Origin of the sequence: Bacillus sp. LUNF1 (assembly GCF_011008975.1) — a bacterium.
Classification (GTDB): Bacteria; Bacillota; Bacilli; order Bacillales; family Bacillaceae; genus Bacillus; species Bacillus velezensis.
In genome coordinates this window covers 2,609,261-2,625,266 of the sequence record NZ_CP048876.1, presented here as the reverse complement: position 1 = coordinate 2,625,266, position 16,006 = coordinate 2,609,261, and the positions used below count along the sequence as shown (strand labels likewise).

Annotated in this window: 16 protein-coding genes; 14 read left to right on the top strand and 2 right to left on the bottom strand. The window is 47.5% G+C overall.

Going from position 1 to position 16,006, the window contains the following annotated elements; genetic code table 11:
* Positions 1 to 2: 2 nt before the first annotated feature.
* Genes ruvB through yajC form a run of 5 tightly spaced genes read left to right on the top strand, consistent with a single transcriptional unit; the run spans position 3 to position 3,718 of the window.
* On the top strand, positions 3 to 1,007 hold the full coding sequence (ruvB, locus tag G4O42_RS12700) for a Holliday junction branch migration DNA helicase RuvB (RefSeq protein WP_003152685.1): 1,005 nt from the start codon (positions 3 to 5) through the stop codon (positions 1,005 to 1,007).
* On the top strand, positions 1,000 to 1,200 hold the full coding sequence (locus G4O42_RS12695; RefSeq protein WP_032873837.1) for a DUF2905 domain-containing protein: 201 nt from the start codon (positions 1,000 to 1,002) through the stop codon (positions 1,198 to 1,200). Before ruvB ends, G4O42_RS12695 begins: the two co-directional genes overlap by 8 nt.
* 25 nt (positions 1,201 to 1,225) lie before the next feature.
* Positions 1,226 to 2,254, top strand: coding sequence for a tRNA preQ1(34) S-adenosylmethionine ribosyltransferase-isomerase QueA (gene queA / locus G4O42_RS12690; RefSeq protein ID WP_003152692.1), 1,029 nt, complete (start codon positions 1,226 to 1,228; stop codon positions 2,252 to 2,254).
* Between the two features lie 27 nt (positions 2,255 to 2,281).
* Positions 2,282 to 3,427, top strand: a complete 1,146-nt coding sequence (tgt, locus tag G4O42_RS12685) for a tRNA guanosine(34) transglycosylase Tgt (protein WP_014305500.1) — start codon at positions 2,282 to 2,284, stop codon at positions 3,425 to 3,427.
* A gap of 30 nt (positions 3,428 to 3,457) precedes the next feature.
* On the top strand, positions 3,458 to 3,718 hold the full coding sequence (gene yajC, locus G4O42_RS12680) for a preprotein translocase subunit YajC (protein ID WP_007408187.1): 261 nt from the start codon (positions 3,458 to 3,460) through the stop codon (positions 3,716 to 3,718).
* Between the two features lie 51 nt (positions 3,719 to 3,769).
* On the opposite strand, the gene G4O42_RS12675 is transcribed toward yajC, so the two are convergent.
* Positions 3,770 to 4,156: a TIGR04086 family membrane protein gene (locus G4O42_RS12675; RefSeq protein WP_003152697.1), complete on the bottom strand. Its 387-nt coding sequence runs from the start codon at positions 4,154 to 4,156 to the stop codon at positions 3,770 to 3,772.
* A gap of 166 nt (positions 4,157 to 4,322) precedes the next feature.
* Between G4O42_RS12675 and G4O42_RS12670 the strand changes: the two genes are divergently transcribed.
* Positions 4,323 to 4,979, top strand: a complete 657-nt coding sequence (locus G4O42_RS12670) for a DUF421 domain-containing protein (RefSeq protein WP_032873839.1) — start codon at positions 4,323 to 4,325, stop codon at positions 4,977 to 4,979.
* Between the two features lie 7 nt (positions 4,980 to 4,986).
* On the opposite strand, the gene spoVB is transcribed toward G4O42_RS12670, so the two are convergent.
* Positions 4,987 to 6,543, bottom strand: a complete 1,557-nt coding sequence (spoVB, locus tag G4O42_RS12665; protein ID WP_007408188.1) for a stage V sporulation protein B — start codon at positions 6,541 to 6,543, stop codon at positions 4,987 to 4,989.
* A gap of 115 nt (positions 6,544 to 6,658) precedes the next feature.
* Here spoVB and G4O42_RS12660 point away from each other — a divergent pair, with 115 nt between their 5' ends.
* The 8 genes from G4O42_RS12660 (at position 6,659) to dtd (ending at position 15,982) form a co-directional block, all read left to right on the top strand.
* Positions 6,659 to 6,955, top strand: a complete 297-nt coding sequence (locus tag G4O42_RS12660) for a post-transcriptional regulator (RefSeq protein WP_007408189.1) — start codon at positions 6,659 to 6,661, stop codon at positions 6,953 to 6,955.
* Positions 6,956 to 6,991: 36 nt separating this feature from the next.
* Positions 6,992 to 9,211: a protein translocase subunit SecDF gene (gene secDF / locus G4O42_RS12655; protein WP_032873841.1), complete on the top strand. Its 2,220-nt coding sequence runs from the start codon at positions 6,992 to 6,994 to the stop codon at positions 9,209 to 9,211.
* Between the two features lie 131 nt (positions 9,212 to 9,342).
* On the top strand, positions 9,343 to 9,840 hold the full coding sequence (locus G4O42_RS12650) for a cation:proton antiporter regulatory subunit (RefSeq protein ID WP_032873843.1): 498 nt from the start codon (positions 9,343 to 9,345) through the stop codon (positions 9,838 to 9,840).
* Positions 9,841 to 9,903: 63 nt separating this feature from the next.
* Positions 9,904 to 10,230 carry a LapA family protein gene (locus G4O42_RS12645; protein WP_014418528.1) on the top strand — a complete coding sequence of 109 codons (327 nt, stop codon included), beginning with the start codon at positions 9,904 to 9,906 and terminating at the stop codon, positions 10,228 to 10,230.
* 55 nt (positions 10,231 to 10,285) lie between these two features.
* Positions 10,286 to 12,646 carry a single-stranded-DNA-specific exonuclease RecJ gene (gene recJ / locus G4O42_RS12640; protein ID WP_032873845.1) on the top strand — a complete coding sequence of 787 codons (2,361 nt, stop codon included), beginning with the start codon at positions 10,286 to 10,288 and terminating at the stop codon, positions 12,644 to 12,646.
* A gap of 5 nt (positions 12,647 to 12,651) precedes the next feature.
* Positions 12,652 to 13,164, top strand: a complete 513-nt coding sequence (locus G4O42_RS12635; RefSeq protein ID WP_003152714.1) for an adenine phosphoribosyltransferase — start codon at positions 12,652 to 12,654, stop codon at positions 13,162 to 13,164.
* 157 nt (positions 13,165 to 13,321) lie between these two features.
* Entirely contained in the window at positions 13,322 to 15,526 is a 2,205-nt protein-coding gene (relA, locus tag G4O42_RS12630) for a GTP diphosphokinase (protein WP_003152716.1), read from the top strand.
* Between the two features lie 12 nt (positions 15,527 to 15,538).
* A complete protein-coding gene (gene dtd, locus G4O42_RS12625; RefSeq protein ID WP_032873847.1) occupies positions 15,539 to 15,982 on the top strand; it encodes a D-aminoacyl-tRNA deacylase in 444 nt (147 codons plus the stop codon).
* Positions 15,983 to 16,006 lie beyond the last annotated feature (24 nt).

Sequence of the window (16,006 nt, the reverse complement as noted above, 5' to 3'; positions counted from 1 at the left end):
TCATGGATGAACGGCTCGTTTCAAGTGAAGCAGACAGCCATGAATCAATAATCGAGCAAAGCCTCAGGCCGCAGAATCTCGCCCAGTATATCGGCCAAAAGAAGGTGAAAGAAAATCTGCGCGTGTTTATCGATGCGGCGAAAATGAGGCAGGAAACGCTGGACCACGTTCTTTTATACGGGCCTCCGGGTCTCGGGAAAACAACGCTTGCGTCTATCGTGGCCAATGAGATGGGTGTGGAGATGCGGACGACGTCAGGTCCCGCCATCGAAAGACCGGGAGATTTGGCAGCCATTTTGACGGCGCTCGAACCAGGGGATGTGCTGTTTATAGACGAAATTCACAGGCTGAACCGCTCAATTGAGGAAGTTCTGTACCCGGCGATGGAGGATTTCTGCCTTGATATCGTCATTGGAAAAGGCCCGTCCGCCCGCTCCGTCCGTCTCGACCTTCCCCCTTTTACGCTTGTAGGAGCTACGACAAGGGTCGGATTATTGACCGCACCGCTCAGAGACCGGTTCGGGGTGCTGTCGCGCCTTGAATACTATACGCAGGAAGAGCTGACAGATATCGTGTCAAGAACGGCTGACGTTTTTGAAGTGGATATCGAAGAAGCTCCGGCTCTGGAAATCGCCAGACGGTCAAGGGGAACACCGCGGGTTGCAAACCGGCTGCTCAGAAGGGTGAGAGATTTTGCCCAGGTGCTCGGCGACAGCCGCATCACGGAAGAAATCGCTCACGATGCGCTCGAACGTCTTCAAGTCGATGCGCTCGGCCTCGATCATATCGACCATAAGCTGCTGATGGGCATGATCGAAAAATTCAGCGGCGGTCCCGTCGGCCTTGATACGATTTCCGCGACAATCGGCGAAGAACCGCATACAATAGAGGATGTGTACGAACCGTATCTGCTGCAGATCGGATTTCTCCAGAGGACGCCGAGGGGACGGGTCGTGACTCCGGCTGTGTATGAACATTTTCGATTGGAGGCGCCCGCCCGTGACTGACTTTCCGAAGGTTCTCATGGTTCTCGGTGCCGTTTTGCTTCTTGCCGGCGCAGTCTGGCACTTTGTCGGAAGGCTGCCCGGAGATATTTTCGTTAAGAAGGGAAATGTTACGTTTTTCTTTCCCGTTGTCACTTGTATTGTGATCAGTGTGATACTATCCATTCTGCTTAATTTTTTCGGCAGAATGAAATAACAATAGACAGAATTAAGGTGAAATGATGAAAGTCGATTTATTTGATTTTGAACTGCCTGAACGCCTCATTGCCCAAGTGCCGCTGAAAGAGCGTGACGCATCGCGGCTGATGGTGCTCGACAAACAGACGGGCGGGCTGACGGACAGTTCATTTAAAGAGATTGTAAGCTTTTTTAATGAAGGGGATTGCCTCGTCTTGAACAATACCCGTGTGCTGCCTGCAAGATTATTCGGCACAAAAGAAGATACGGGAGCGAAAGTGGAGCTTCTGTTATTAAAACAGGAAGAAAATGATACATGGGAAACGCTCGTAAAGCCGGCGAAACGCGTAAAAAAAGGAACGGTCCTGACATTTGGCGACGGCCGGCTGACAGCGGTCTGCACGGAGGAGCTTGATCACGGAGGCAGAAAAATAGAATTCCGGTATGACGGGATTTTTTACGAAGTGCTTGAATCACTCGGTGAAATGCCGCTGCCTCCTTATATTAAAGAGCAGCTTGATGATAAAGAACGGTATCAGACCGTCTTTTCAAAAGAAATCGGATCTGCCGCAGCTCCGACGGCCGGACTTCATTTTACGGAAGAGATTCTGGACGAGCTGAAGCAAAAGGGTGTGCGGATTGAATTTATCACACTTCATGTGGGACTCGGCACATTCCGCCCGGTCAGTGCGGATGATGTGGAAGAACATAACATGCACGCGGAATTTTATGAAATGACGGAAGAAACCGCCGCCTCTTTAAACGAGGTCAGAAAGGCGGGAGGGCGCATTGTGTCGGTCGGGACGACATCAACGCGCACCCTGGAAACCATTGCCGGCGAGCATGACGGCGTATTTACAGCTTCAAGCGGCTGGACGTCCATCTTCATTTATCCGGGATATGAATTTAAAGCGATTGACGGCATGATCACCAATTTTCATTTGCCGAAATCTTCGCTTATCATGCTCGTTTCTGCGCTTGCCGGCAGAGAGCATGTTCTTTCCGCCTACCGTCATGCGGTAGAAGAGGAATATCGTTTCTTCAGCTTTGGCGACGCCATGCTGATTATCTAATTTGAATGACAGGAGGCCTCATACAAAGTGGCTGAACAACCGATACGTTATGAATTTATAAAGGAATGCAAACAAACGGGAGCGCGACTGGGCAGAGTCCATACGCCCCACGGCTCCTTTGAGACGCCTGTATTTATGCCGGTCGGCACGCTTGCTACGGTAAAGACGATGTCTCCGGACGAGCTGAAATCTATGGATGCGGGCATTATTTTAAGCAATACGTACCATTTATGGCTCCGCCCGGGACATGACATTGTAAAAGAAGCGGGCGGGCTTCATAAGTTTATGAACTGGGACCGCGCGATTTTAACGGATTCCGGCGGTTTTCAGGTCTTTTCATTGAGCAAGTTTCGTAATATAGAAGAAGAAGGCGTTCATTTCCGCAATCACTTAAACGGAGACAAGCTGTTTTTATCTCCGGAAAAAGCGATGGAAATTCAAAACGCCCTCGGCTCTGATATCATGATGGCGTTTGATGAGTGTCCGCCGTATCCGGCAGAGTATGATTACATGAAACGCTCTGTTGAACGGACCAGCCGCTGGGCGGAACGCTGCCTGGAGGCGCACGGGCGCTCAGATGAGCAGGGGCTGTTCGGAATCGTACAGGGTGGAGAATACGAAGATCTGCGGACACAAAGTGCAAAAGACTTGGTTTCGCTTGATTTTCCGGGTTATGCCATAGGCGGATTATCTGTCGGCGAGCCGAAGCACGTCATGAACCGAGTGCTTGAGTTTACAACTCCGCTTTTACCGAAGGACAAGCCGAGATATTTAATGGGTGTGGGTTCACCGGATGCCTTAATTGACGGCGCCATCCGCGGCGTGGATATGTTTGACTGCGTACTGCCGACCCGGATTGCCCGAAACGGCACGGTGTTTACGAATGAAGGGCGTCTGAATATGAAAAACGCCAAATATGAGCGTGATTTCCGTCCGATTGACGAAGAGTGCAGCTGCCATACATGCCAAAATTACTCCCGCGCTTACATCAGACATTTGATCCGCTGTAATGAAACGTTTGGAATTCGATTAACAACTTACCATAACCTTCATTTTCTGTTACACTTAATGGAGCAGGTCAGACAAGCCATCCGGGAGGATCGTCTTGGTGATTTCCGAGAAGAGTTCTTTGAGCGTTACGGCTATAATAAGCCAAATGCGAAAAGCTTCTAAATAAAACCATTCTTGAAAGGAGGGAAATAGATGGGTACTTTAGGCACAATCGTTCCTATTATTTTAATGTTTGCAGTGCTTTATTTCCTGCTCATCCGTCCGCAGCAAAAGCAGCAGAAGGCCGTACGCCAGATGCAGGAAGAACTGAAAAAAGGGGATACAGTGGTGACAATCGGAGGATTGCACGGCACTGTTGATTCAATTGATGAAAGCAAGGTCGTCATTAAAACAGGTGATAACACCCGTTTAACATTTGACCGCCGCGCAATCAGAGAAGCTTCCGCTGAATAACAGCGAAGCTCATACATACAAAAAAAGAGCGGAGAATCCGCTCTTTTTTTATTACGCTGATCTGCTTCCTTTCAAATTCACTCCGAAAATGCCGCCCAGCATGCTGACTCCCAAAAAGCCGAGATGAAACAAAAGCTGACCGGATGTAAACGTTTTTCCGAACCCTAAATATTGAAACAGCAAGATGATTAATGAAAAACAGACGGCGGTTAACGCTCCGATCATCCAGCCTTTTTCCTTCGCTTTGCCGCCCGATATAAAACCGCCCGCAAATAAAGAAAGAAAGGAAAGCGCGGTGATCAGCCAGCTGAAAGATGATTCTTCCATTGAGGTAACCGTCAGTAAAAGCGAAATCGCCAAACTCGTAAGAAGCATCACCGCAAAGATAGCCACTAAGCCATACAAGACGCCTCTTCCCACTTGTTTCGTTTCTTCCATTTTTATCTCCTCTCCGCCCTGCGGCCTGATATATGACAAGCCGGAGCCCGTCTTTTTCTAAATGTATTCTCTGAATGTTCGAATTAGACGTAAATGCATGATGTTCAGCCCGTTTCTTACATAATTCAGAGCCGATGGCAAATGCTATGACCGTTGGAGGTGCGATATGGAAGATATTATCATTATTACGTTTCGTACGATTGTGCTTTATTTTATCATTCTTGTGATTTTCAGACTGATGGGAAAACGGGAAATCGGAGAACTGAGCATTTTAGACCTTGTCGTCTCCATTATGATTGCCGAGATTGCCGTATTGGCAATTGAAAATGTAAAAGATAAGCTTTTGCATACAATTGTGCCGATTGTCGTTTTAATGATTATTCAAGTAAGCCTTGCTTTTATTTCGCTCAAAAGCCAAAAAATACGGCAGCTGCTTGACGGAAAACCCACCATTATTATAAAACAGGGAAAAATTGATGAACGGGCGATGAGATCGCAGCGCTACAATTTTGACGATCTTCTTATGCAGCTGAGGGAAAATAACATCGATAGAATCTCTGACGTGTCATACGCCATTTTGGAGTCTTCAGGCAAACTGTCGATCGTCAAAAAGAAAAACAATAAGGATAAGCAGATGGAAACATCGCTTATCGTTGACGGGGTCATTCAGAACGAGCATCTGGACAGAATCGGGAAAGATAAACACTGGCTCGAAAAAAATTTAGCAAAAAGAGGATATCGCGATCTTTCGGTTATATCATTCTGCACGTTTACGGACGGCGCTTTTTTTATTGATCTTAAAGATGAAAAAGGGGAGCCATAAATGGGTTTTACCGCGTCACGAACTTGCCGATGACCGGAATCCGGATCAGCTCTTCCCTTTTAATCAGCCTGAATAACAGAAGAAGCGCTATGTACAAAATCGCGGTCATTGCAATCCAGCCTGTGAGATTAACAGCCTCTGACCCTGAAAAATGAACGGCGTGTTTGATGATGCGGCTGACATAACCGCAAATGAATATGACGGCAAAACAGAGCGCGTATTCTTTTATTTTAATGCTGATCGGAAGCACCTTGCTTACGGTGGCCGCATGTAGCAGGGTGACAAGGACCATCCCCGTTACAATCGCAAGTGCGGCGCCCATGATGCCCAAGGAAGGCCTGGTCGCCAAAACAAAAATTAGGCCGGTTTTGACAGCGGCGCCGATAAAACTGTTCATCATGGCGGCCCCGGCTAAATTGAGAGCCTGCAGCACCGCCTGAAGTGGCCCCTGAAAATAGTAAAGCAGAAAAAATGGCGCCATCACTTTAACAAATACCGCCGCATTAGTTGATCCGTACATGACGGACATCAGTTCATCAGCGAAAGAGAATAAAATAACCACCGAAATGCCTCCGCTTAAAAGACACAGCCTCATCGCCTGTTCCAGACGGTATTCGACAACTTGCAGCTTTTTTTGCTCCATCCCTTCACTGATCGCAGGAACAAGCGCCGTTGACAGAGAATAGGTTATAAAGCTGGGCAGCGTCAAAACCGTCATGGCAAATCCGGTCAGCTCCCCGTACTGGCTGGTGGCGGCAGCGGTGGCCACTCCTGCAATCGCAAGGCTCTGCGCGACGACAATAGGTTCAAAAAACCAAGATAAATTTCCGATGAAGCGGCTTCCGGTTGTCGGGAGCGACACGCTCATCAGCTGGCGGAAGGTTTCTTTTCCATTTGCAATCGACTTGAAAAATTGTTTTCTGATTCTGATTGTTTTATTTGCTTTAAAACAAATGAATAAATAAATAAGAGAGGCAAGCTCCCCGATGACAGACGAAATCATGGCTCCGGCTGCGGCATATTCAATCCCGTACGGCAGAAACACCGTCGTGCAGACTGCGACAAGTGAAATCCGCACGATCTGCTCAAGCACTTGGGAAAACGCCAGCGGGTTCATATTCTGCCTGCCCTGAAAGTAACCGCGCAGCACGCTGGAGATCGCGATAATCGGTACGACAGGCGTAATCGCCAGAAGCGGGTAAACCGTGCGCTGATCTGTCAGCATCGTTTCGGACATAATCGGCGCAAAGCATAAAAACAGCGGCGTGAAGATGAGACTTAATATCCCGGTGACGGTAAGCGACATCACTAAAATGTGTTTCATTTTCTGCCGGTCCCCCCGCGCGCTTGCTTCAGCGACAAGTTTGCTGATGGCAACGGGGAGGCCGAATTGAGTCAAAGTGGTGGCCAAGAAAAATGTCGGGGCAGCCATCATGTATAAACCGACCCCTTCTTCACCGATAAACCGGGCGATAACCACCCGGTTGACAAAGCCGAGCATTCTCGTAATCATCCCGGCTGCGATGAGAATAAGAGTGCCCCTTAAAAAAGTCTGTTTTGCCATTTTATAAACCCCTGCCTTCTCAAACTACCTGGAATCATATACAATAAAGATATGCGCCGATGTCGTCCGAGCATGACAAGTCTTCGAGAAAAATGGAAAAAGGAGCGAGCGCCCAGTGGAGAAACATCCCGCCGAAATGTACAAAGATCATTTGCGGCCTTTCTTGTACAGTAAACTTGAAGAGTTCAAAATCCTCGGATACGATGATGTTGAGCACGAGAGTTTATGGTCATACTTAATACATAAAAAGTGGAAACAGAAAAAGGAACTGCCGCTGCATGAATTGGCCGGTCATATTTTATCAGTTAAAATTGGCGATTTTATGAACTATGCAACCGTTGAAGCTTTTAAGTCGTCTAATTGGCTGGAAAGCGATGAGGGTCAGGAAGCTTTAGATGAACTGCTGAGATAATGATTTGACGGCATAGGTTTAAGGAGGAAATACATAATGAAAAAAGGACGCTTGATTGCGTTTTTCCTGATCGTATTATTGATCGGCACAGGGCTGGGGTATTTTACAAAACCGGCTGCCAATAATATTACGTTAGGATTGGATTTACGCGGCGGGTTTGAAGTTCTGTACGATGTGCAGCCCGTCAAAAAAGGCGATAAAATCACAAAAGACGTGCTCGTCAGCACGGTGCAGGCGCTGAACCGCCGGGCTAACGTTCTCGGCGTAAGCGAGCCGAACATTCAGATTGAAGGAAATAACCGCATCCGCGTACAGCTGGCGGGCGTCACGAATCAGAACAGGGCGCGCGAAATTCTGTCAACGGAAGCGCAGCTCTCGTTCAGGGATACGAATGATAAAGAGCTGTTAAACGGCTCTGATCTCGTGGAAAACGGCGCGAAGCAAACCTTTGATCCGACGACGAACGAACCGATTGTCAGCGTTAAGCTGAAGGATGCGGATAAGTTCGGAGAAGTGACGAAAAAAGTCAAGAAAATGGCGCCTAATAATCAGCTTGTGATCTGGCTTGATTACCAAAAAGGCGATTCATTTAAAAAAGAAGTCGGCAAAAAACATCCGAAATATGTATCCGCTCCGAATGTGAGCCAGGAATTAAACACGAAGGATGTCACGATTGAAGGCCAATTCACCGTTCAAAAAGCGAAGGACTTGGCCAATATTTTAAACGCGGGCGCGCTGCCTGTGAAGCTGACCGAAAAATACTCTACTTCAGTAGGGGCGCAATTCGGACAGCAGGCTTTGCATGATACGGTAGAGGCCGGCATCATCGGTATTGCAATTGTTTTCTTATTTATGCTGCTTTATTACAGACTGCCTGGACTCATAGCGGTAATTACGCTTTCTGTATACGTATATATTACGCTTCAAGTGTTCGACTGGATGCAGGCGGTGCTGACGCTTCCGGGTATTGCGGCGCTCATTTTGGGTGTCGGGATGGCGGTTGACGCCAACATCATCACCTATGAACGGATAAAAGAAGAACTGAAACTCGGCAAATCCGTCCGCTCAGCTTTCCGTTCAGGGAACAGACGGTCATTCGCGACGATTTTCGATGCGAACATCACAACGATCATCGCAGCGGTCGTGCTCTTTATTTTCGGGACAAGCTCTGTAAAAGGGTTTGCGACGATGCTGATTCTGTCAATTCTGACAAGCTTTATTACAGCTGTCTTCCTTTCAAGATTCCTGCTCTCCCTTCTCGTGGAAAGCAGATGGCTTGACCGGAAAAAAGGCTGGTTCGGCGTCAAGAAAAAACATATTATGGACATTCAAAAAACGGATGAAAATACTGAACCGCATACGGCATTCCAAAAATGGGATTTCACGAGCAAGCGAAAATATTTCTTTATTTTCTCAAGCGCTGTAACCATTGCGGGAATTATCATCTTACTGGTCTTTAAGCTCAACCTGGGAATCGATTTTGCAAGCGGCGCGCGGATTGACGTGCAGAGCAATCATGCATTGACGGCGCAGCAGGTTGAAAAAGACTTTGACTCTCTCGGCATGGAACCGGAAAACATCGTGCTTTCTGGTAAAGAGAACCATGTTGCCGCGGCCCGGTTTGTCGGAGAGCCATCTAAAGAAAAAATCGCTGAAATCAAAACGTACTTTAAGGACAAATACGGATCTGAACCGAACGTCAGCACGGTATCGCCGACAGTCGGAAAAGAACTGGCCCGTAATGCCTTATATGCCGTCGCCATTGCATCAATCGGCATTATTATTTACGTGTCAATCCGTTTCGAGTACAGAATGGCTGTCGCCGCAATTGTATCCCTGCTGTATGACGCTTTCTTTATCGTCGCGTTTTTCAGCATTACCAGGCTGGAGGTCGATGTCACCTTTATCGCCGCAATTCTCACCATAATCGGTTACTCGATAAATGATACGATCGTTACATTTGACCGGATACGTGAGCAGATGAAAAAACGTAAGCCGAAGTCATTTGCCGATCTGGAACATATCGTGAATCTGAGCTTGCAGCAAACCTTTACACGTTCGATCAATACGGTCTTGACCGTTGTGATTGTTGTCGTCGTGCTGCTCATTTTGGGCTCATCGTCAATTACAAACTTCTCCGTCGCTTTATTGGTCGGTTTATTGACGGGCGTTTATTCCTCTCTTTACATCGCCGCGCAGCTGTGGCTTGTATGGAAAGGTAAAGAATTTAAAGGGAAAAAATCAATCGAAGAGTAAAATGGGAACAGGCTGTCTTGCAGAAGGCAGCCTGTTTTTTCAGGCCGCATTGAACTTAAAACCTGCATTTGCTATAATGACATACGCTTACATAATCAATCATCATTGTAAAAACATGTAGGAGGGTTCTTATGAACGTTCGTGAGTCGGAGCTTCCGGGCATCGGCCAGAAAGTAGAAGTCATTACGAAAAATCACGATAAAATCAGTATTATTCTTCATGATGACGGCAGAAAAGAGCTCTATTACTTCGATGAGAATGATCATGACGAATGCTTGGCATCCGTTGAATTTAACGACGAAGAGGCGAGACAGATTTCCGCTATTTTAGGCGGGATGACGTATAAGCCGAAAGCGCTGGAATCTGTGGAAGTTGCGCTTGATGACCTCGTCATTGAGTGGTTTAAAGCCGAATCTCATGCACCGGCTGTCAGCCGTACAATCGGAGATTTGGAGATCAAGAAACATTACAACGTCCAGATTATTGCGATCGTAAAGAAAAACCGGCAAAAACAGCTGAGCCCCGGCATTGATACCGTAATTGAAGCAGGGGACACCCTCGTTATATCGGGAGAAAGAAGCGGACTGAAAAAGCTGATCCGCGAGCAGTTAACGGCCCGGATTTTCTGAGACCGGGGTTTACTCCCGGGAAAATGGGGGAAAAGATAAGAATGAACAATTGGGGGCAGACGCATGAATAAACAATGGACTATTATATTCGCTTTACTATTTACTTTGATTGTCGCCATCTTTGCTGTCATTAACGTGCGGGCGGTTGAGGTTGATTATCTGTTCGGAACCGCTGAATGGCCGCTGATTTTAGTCATTTTAGGCTCTGTGTTAATGGGAGCGCTGATCGTGTTTTCAGCCGGTATCTTTCAAGTGATGAAACTGAAGCGCGAAATTAAAATGCTGCGGAAAGAAAACAGATCCGCAGGTGAATTGACGGCTGATTCGGACGGCCAAAAAACAGCCGCGCCGCCGGAAGAAATGCTTGAAGAGAAAAAAGGATCAGAATAACATTTGAAACCCCTCAGTCCGCTCTAGTATAATAGGGTGGTTGAGGGGTGAATTTATGTTAGCGTCAAAAATGCGCTGGGAAATCCAGCAGCCGGATCAGGAAAAAGTCAAATCACTCACAGAACAATTGGACATAACACCTCTTGTGGCATCACTGCTTGTAAAAAGAGGTTTTGATACTGCCGAAAGCGCAAGGCTGTTTTTACATACAAAGGATGCAGACTTTTATGACCCGTATGAATTAAAGGGAATGCGGGAAGCAGTTGATCGGATAAAACTGGCGGTTTCTCAAGGGGAACCGATTATGATTTACGGAGATTACGATGCAGACGGCGTTACAAGCACGTCGGTGATGCTGACGGCACTCAGACAGCTGTCGGCGGACGTTGACTTTTATATTCCCGACCGTTTCACAGAAGGCTACGGCCCGAATGAACAAGCTTTCCGCTCCATAAAAGAGCGGGGATTTTCGCTAATCATTACAGTGGATACGGGAATCGCCGCCGTCCATGAAGCTGAAGTCGCAAAAGAGCTGGGCTTAGACGTCATTATTACCGACCACCATGAGCCGGGACCCGAGCTTCCTGACGTATTTGCGATCATCCACCCGAAGCAGCCGGGATGCGGCTATCCGTTTAAAGAATTGGCCGGCGTCGGTGTGGCGTTTAAGCTTGCCCACGCGCTTACGGGTTCTTTGCCGGAAGCTATGCTGGACTTGGCGGCAATCGGTACGGTTGCAGATCTGGTGCCTCTTCATGATGAAAACAGATTAATTGCGTCACTCGGAATCGAAAGGCTTAGGACGACAAATCGGCCGGGCCTCAAAGCTCTGATTAAGCTTTCCGGCGGAGATATCGGACAAGCTGATGAGGAAACGATCGGATTTCAGGTCGCGCCGAGGCTCAATGCCGTCGGAAGAATAGAACAGGCCGATCCCGCCGTGCACCTGCTGATGACTGAAGATCAGTTTGAAGCGGAGGAACTGGCTTCGGATATTGACCGGCTGAATAAAGAGCGGCAGAAAATGGTGAAAACCATGACCGAAGAGGCTGTTGAAATGGTTCAGCAGCAAGGCGGAAACCCGTCTGCCATTGTAGTGGCAAAAGCCGGCTGGAATCCGGGAGTCGTCGGTATTGTCGCATCGAAGCTGGCTGAACGTTTTTACCGGCCCGCTGTTGTGCTTGGGATAGATGAGGAGCAGGGAATCGCTAAAGGGTCGGCGCGAAGCATCAGAGGCTTCAACCTGTTTACGAGCCTTTCACAGTGCAGAGACATTCTTCCTCATTTTGGCGGGCATCCGATGGCGGCAGGAATGACGTTGAAGGCTGAAGATGTGGCGGAATTAAGGGACAGGCTGAATCAAATGGCTGAAGAAACCCTTACGGAAGAGGATTTTATTCCCGTTCAGGAGGTTGATCTTGTCTGCGGCGTTGAAGACATAACCGTTGAAAGCATTACAGAATTGAATATGCTGTCGCCGTTCGGCATGCTTAACCCTAAACCGCATGTGATGGTGAAAAATGCGGTGCTTGATGATGTGCGCCTGATCGGAGCGAATAAAAACCACGTGAAAATGACGGTGAAAAGTGATTCCGCCGTCCTTGACTGCGTCGGCTTTAACAAAGGAGAGCTTGAAGCCGGAGTTGTCCCCGGATCAACGATTTCCATTGTCGGCGAAATGTCCATTAATGAATGGAACAACAGAAAGAAGCCCCAGCTGATGATTAAAGATGCTGCGGTGCCGGAATGGCAGCTTTTTGATATCAGGGGCAAGCGGACGTGGGAAGACACGGTCACCGCGCTGCCGAAGGAAAAACGGGTGCTCATCAGCTTTAACGAAAAAACCGCTCAGAAGCTCCGTGAAAAAGAGCTGTCGGGCGAGTTTGCCGGGATCACATCGGAATCCGAGGCGAAAGCTCTCCAGCTTGACGGAAAATATGCCGTTTTTCTGGATGTGCCGCCGTCAGCGGATCGCCTGCAGCATTTGCTTGACGGAAAGAAGCCGGAACGGATTTATTTTGTTTTTATCAATCATGAAGAACATTTCCTGTCCTCATTTCCATCGCGGAATGATTTCAAGTGGTTTTACGCATTTCTCTTGAAAAGGGGCGCTTTTGACTTCGGCAAGCATGGTTCAGAGCTTGCGAGACACAGAGGATGGTCAATTGACACAATCAATTTCATGACAAAGGTGTTTTTTGATCTCGGTTTTGTTAAAATAGAAGATGGTGTGCTGTCTGTCGTGAGCGGCGCGAAAAAACGCGACCTGGCAGATTCGCAAACCTATCAGGTAAAACAGCAGCTGATGGAATTAGACCAGAAGCTCAATTATTCCGCAGCCCATGAGCTGAAGGAATGGCTGAATAAGCTGATGAACCAAGGTTCAGAAGCTTATGAAAGTACGAGGAGGACATAGAACAGATGGATCTTAAAAAATACGTAACAATTGTGCCCGATTACCCGAAAGAAGGCGTACAATTTAAAGATATTACGACATTGATGGACAAAGGCGACGTATACCGTTACGCCACTGACCAGATTGTTGAATATGCAAAAGAAAAAGAAATTGATTTAGTTGTCGGGCCTGAAGCGCGCGGCTTTATTATCGGCTGTCCGGTTGCATACGCTCTCGGAGTCGGCTTTGCGCCGGTTCGGAAAGAAGGAAAACTTCCGCGTGAGGTCATTAAAGTCGATTACGGTTTGGAGTACGGAAAAGACGTACTGACAATTCATAAAGATGCGATTCTGCCGGGACAGCGCGTGCTGATTACTGATGACTTGCTTGCAACAGGCGGCACGATCGAAGCAACGATTAAGCTAGTCGAAGAACTGGGCGGCGTCGTAGCCGGTATTGCGTTCTTAATCGAGCTTTCTTACCTTGATGGCAGAGACAAGCTTGACGATTACGATATTTTAACATTAATGAAATATTAACCGCATATGGAAAAAAGCACTCGTGTCAGGGTGCTTTTTTCCTATTATTTCATCATCCTGACAGATTCTTTAGGTGTTTTGAACTTCTGCCCTTTACATCTCTCGTTTTTTTCTTGATAATAAACTAATACAGTTTACATTTAAAAAAGGTGATTCCATGGCGAACGAACAAGTATTGACTGCCGAGCAAGTAATAGATAAAGCGCGCACTTATCTGCCGGAGGAGCAGATTGCGTTTGTTGAGAAAGCTTACCTGTATGCGCAAAACGCGCATCGCGAACAGTACCGCAAATCAGGTGAGCCGTACATCATTCATCCGATTCAGGTGGCGGGGATCCTCGTCGATCTGGAAATGGACCCTTCCACAATTGCGGGCGGATTTCTGCATGACGTGGTAGAGGACACGGATGTCACCCTCGACGACCTGAAGGAAGCATTTTCTGAAGAAGTGGCGATGCTTGTCGACGGCGTGACGAAGCTCGGTAAAATTAAGTATAAATCTCAAGAGGAGCAGCAGGCGGAAAACCATCGAAAAATGTTTGTCGCTATGGCTCAGGATATCAGAGTCATATTGATCAAGCTGGCGGATCGCCTTCACAATATGCGGACGTTAAAGCATCTTCCGCAGGAAAAGCAGCGGAGAATTTCAAATGAGACGCTGGAAATTTTCGCTCCGCTGGCCCATCGGCTCGGGATTTCTAAAATCAAATGGGAGCTGGAAGACACCGCTCTCCGTTATTTGAATCCTCAGCAATATTACAGAATCGTCAACCTCATGAAGAAAAAGCGCGCGGAACGCGAACTTTATGTCGAAGAGGTTGTCAATGAAGTGAAAAAACGCGTCGAAGAAGTGAATATCAAAGCGGACTTTTCAGGACGTCCGAAGCACATCTACAGCATTTACCGCAAGATGGCGCTGCAAAATAAACAGTTCAATGAAATATATGATCTGCTCGCCGTCCGTATTCTTGTCGGAAGCATTAAAGACTGCTACGCCGTACTCGGCATTATTCATACGTGCTGGAAGCCGATGCCGGGCAGATTCAAAGATTATATTGCGATGCCTAAGCCGAATATGTATCAGTCGCTGCATACGACCGTAATCGGGCCTAAAGGCGATCCGCTGGAAGTGCAGATCAGAACGTTTGAGATGCATGAGATCGCTGAATACGGGGTGGCTGCACACTGGGCATATAAAGAAGGCAAGGCTGCAAACGAAGAAGCGACATTTGAGAAAAAACTGTCCTGGTTCCGTGAAATTCTGGAATTTCAAAACGAGTCTACCGATGCGGAAGAATTTATGGAATCGCTGAAAATCGATCTGTTTTCTGACATGGTATACGTATTTACGCCAAAAGGCGATGTCATTGAACTGCCGTCAGGCTCTGTGCCGATTGATTTTTCCTACAGGATCCACTCGGAGATCGGCAACAAAACAATCGGGGCGAAAGTGAACGGAAAAATGGTGACGCTTGACCATAAGCTCCGGACGGGCGACATCGTCGAGATTCTGACGTCCAAGCATTCATACGGTCCGAGTCAAGACTGGGTCAAACTGGCGCAGACGTCCCAGGCGAAACACAAAATCCGCCAATTCTTTAAGAAACAGCGCCGTGAAGAAAACGTCGAAAAAGGCCGTGAGCTTGTCGAGAAAGAAATTAAAAATCTTGATTTTGAAGTGAAAGATGTTTTAACACTCGAAAATCTTCAAAAAGTTGCCGACAAGTTCAATTTCTCTAATGAAGAGGATATGTATGCGGCGGTCGGGTATAACGGCATTACCGCTCTTCAGGTGGCCAACAGGCTCACCGAAAAAGAACGGAAGCTGCGTGATCAGGAAGAGCAGGAAAAAATCGTTCAGGAAGTCACTTCAGAGCCGAAACATTATCCGCAAGGGAGAAAACGGGAAGCGGGTGTGCGCGTAAAAGGCATTGACAACCTTCTCGTCCGCTTGTCGAAATGCTGCAACCCGGTGCCTGGCGACCATATTGTCGGTTTTATTACAAAAGGCCGCGGTGTATCCGTTCACCGGGATGACTGTCCGAACGTCAAAACGAATGAAGCGCAGGAACGTCTGATCCCTGTTGAATGGGAGCATGAATCACAGGTTCAAAGACGCAAAGAATATAACGTTGAGATTGAGATTTTGGGGTATGACCGTCTCGGGCTTTTAAATGAGGTGCTCCAAGCCGTAAATGAGACGAAAACCAACATCTCCTCTGTCTCCGGCAAATCCGACCGCAATAAAGTCGCTACGATTCATATGGCGATTTTTATTCAAAACATCAACCATCTGCATAAAGTGGTCGAGCGGATTAAGCAGATCAGAGACATCTATTCAGTCCGGCGGGTAATGAACTAAAAGGAGCTTGCTATGAAATTAGTTGTTCAGCGTGTAACAGAAGCAAGTGTGACGGTTGACGGCGCTGTCGCCGGCCGGATCGGACCCGGCATTATGGCGCTTGTCGGCATCACTCATGAAGATACAGAAGAAGATGCCGTTTACTTGGCGGATAAAATCGTGAATCTCCGGATTTTTGATGATGAAAGCGGCAAGATGAATTTATCGCTTTTGGATACGGGCGGGGAGATTTTATCCGTTTCCCAGTTTACGCTTTACGGCGAAACGAAGAAAGGGAGACGCCCGAATTTTATGAATGCGGCTAAACCGGATCAGGCAGTGCTCCTTTATGAAAAGTGGAACGAGCTCCTTCGGGAAAAAGGAGTCAAAGTGGAAACCGGAATATTCGGAGCCATGATGGATGTTCAGCTGACGAATTCCGGGCCGATTACATTGATTATGGATTCTAAACAATAAAAAAGCTGCCGTTCGGCAGCTTTT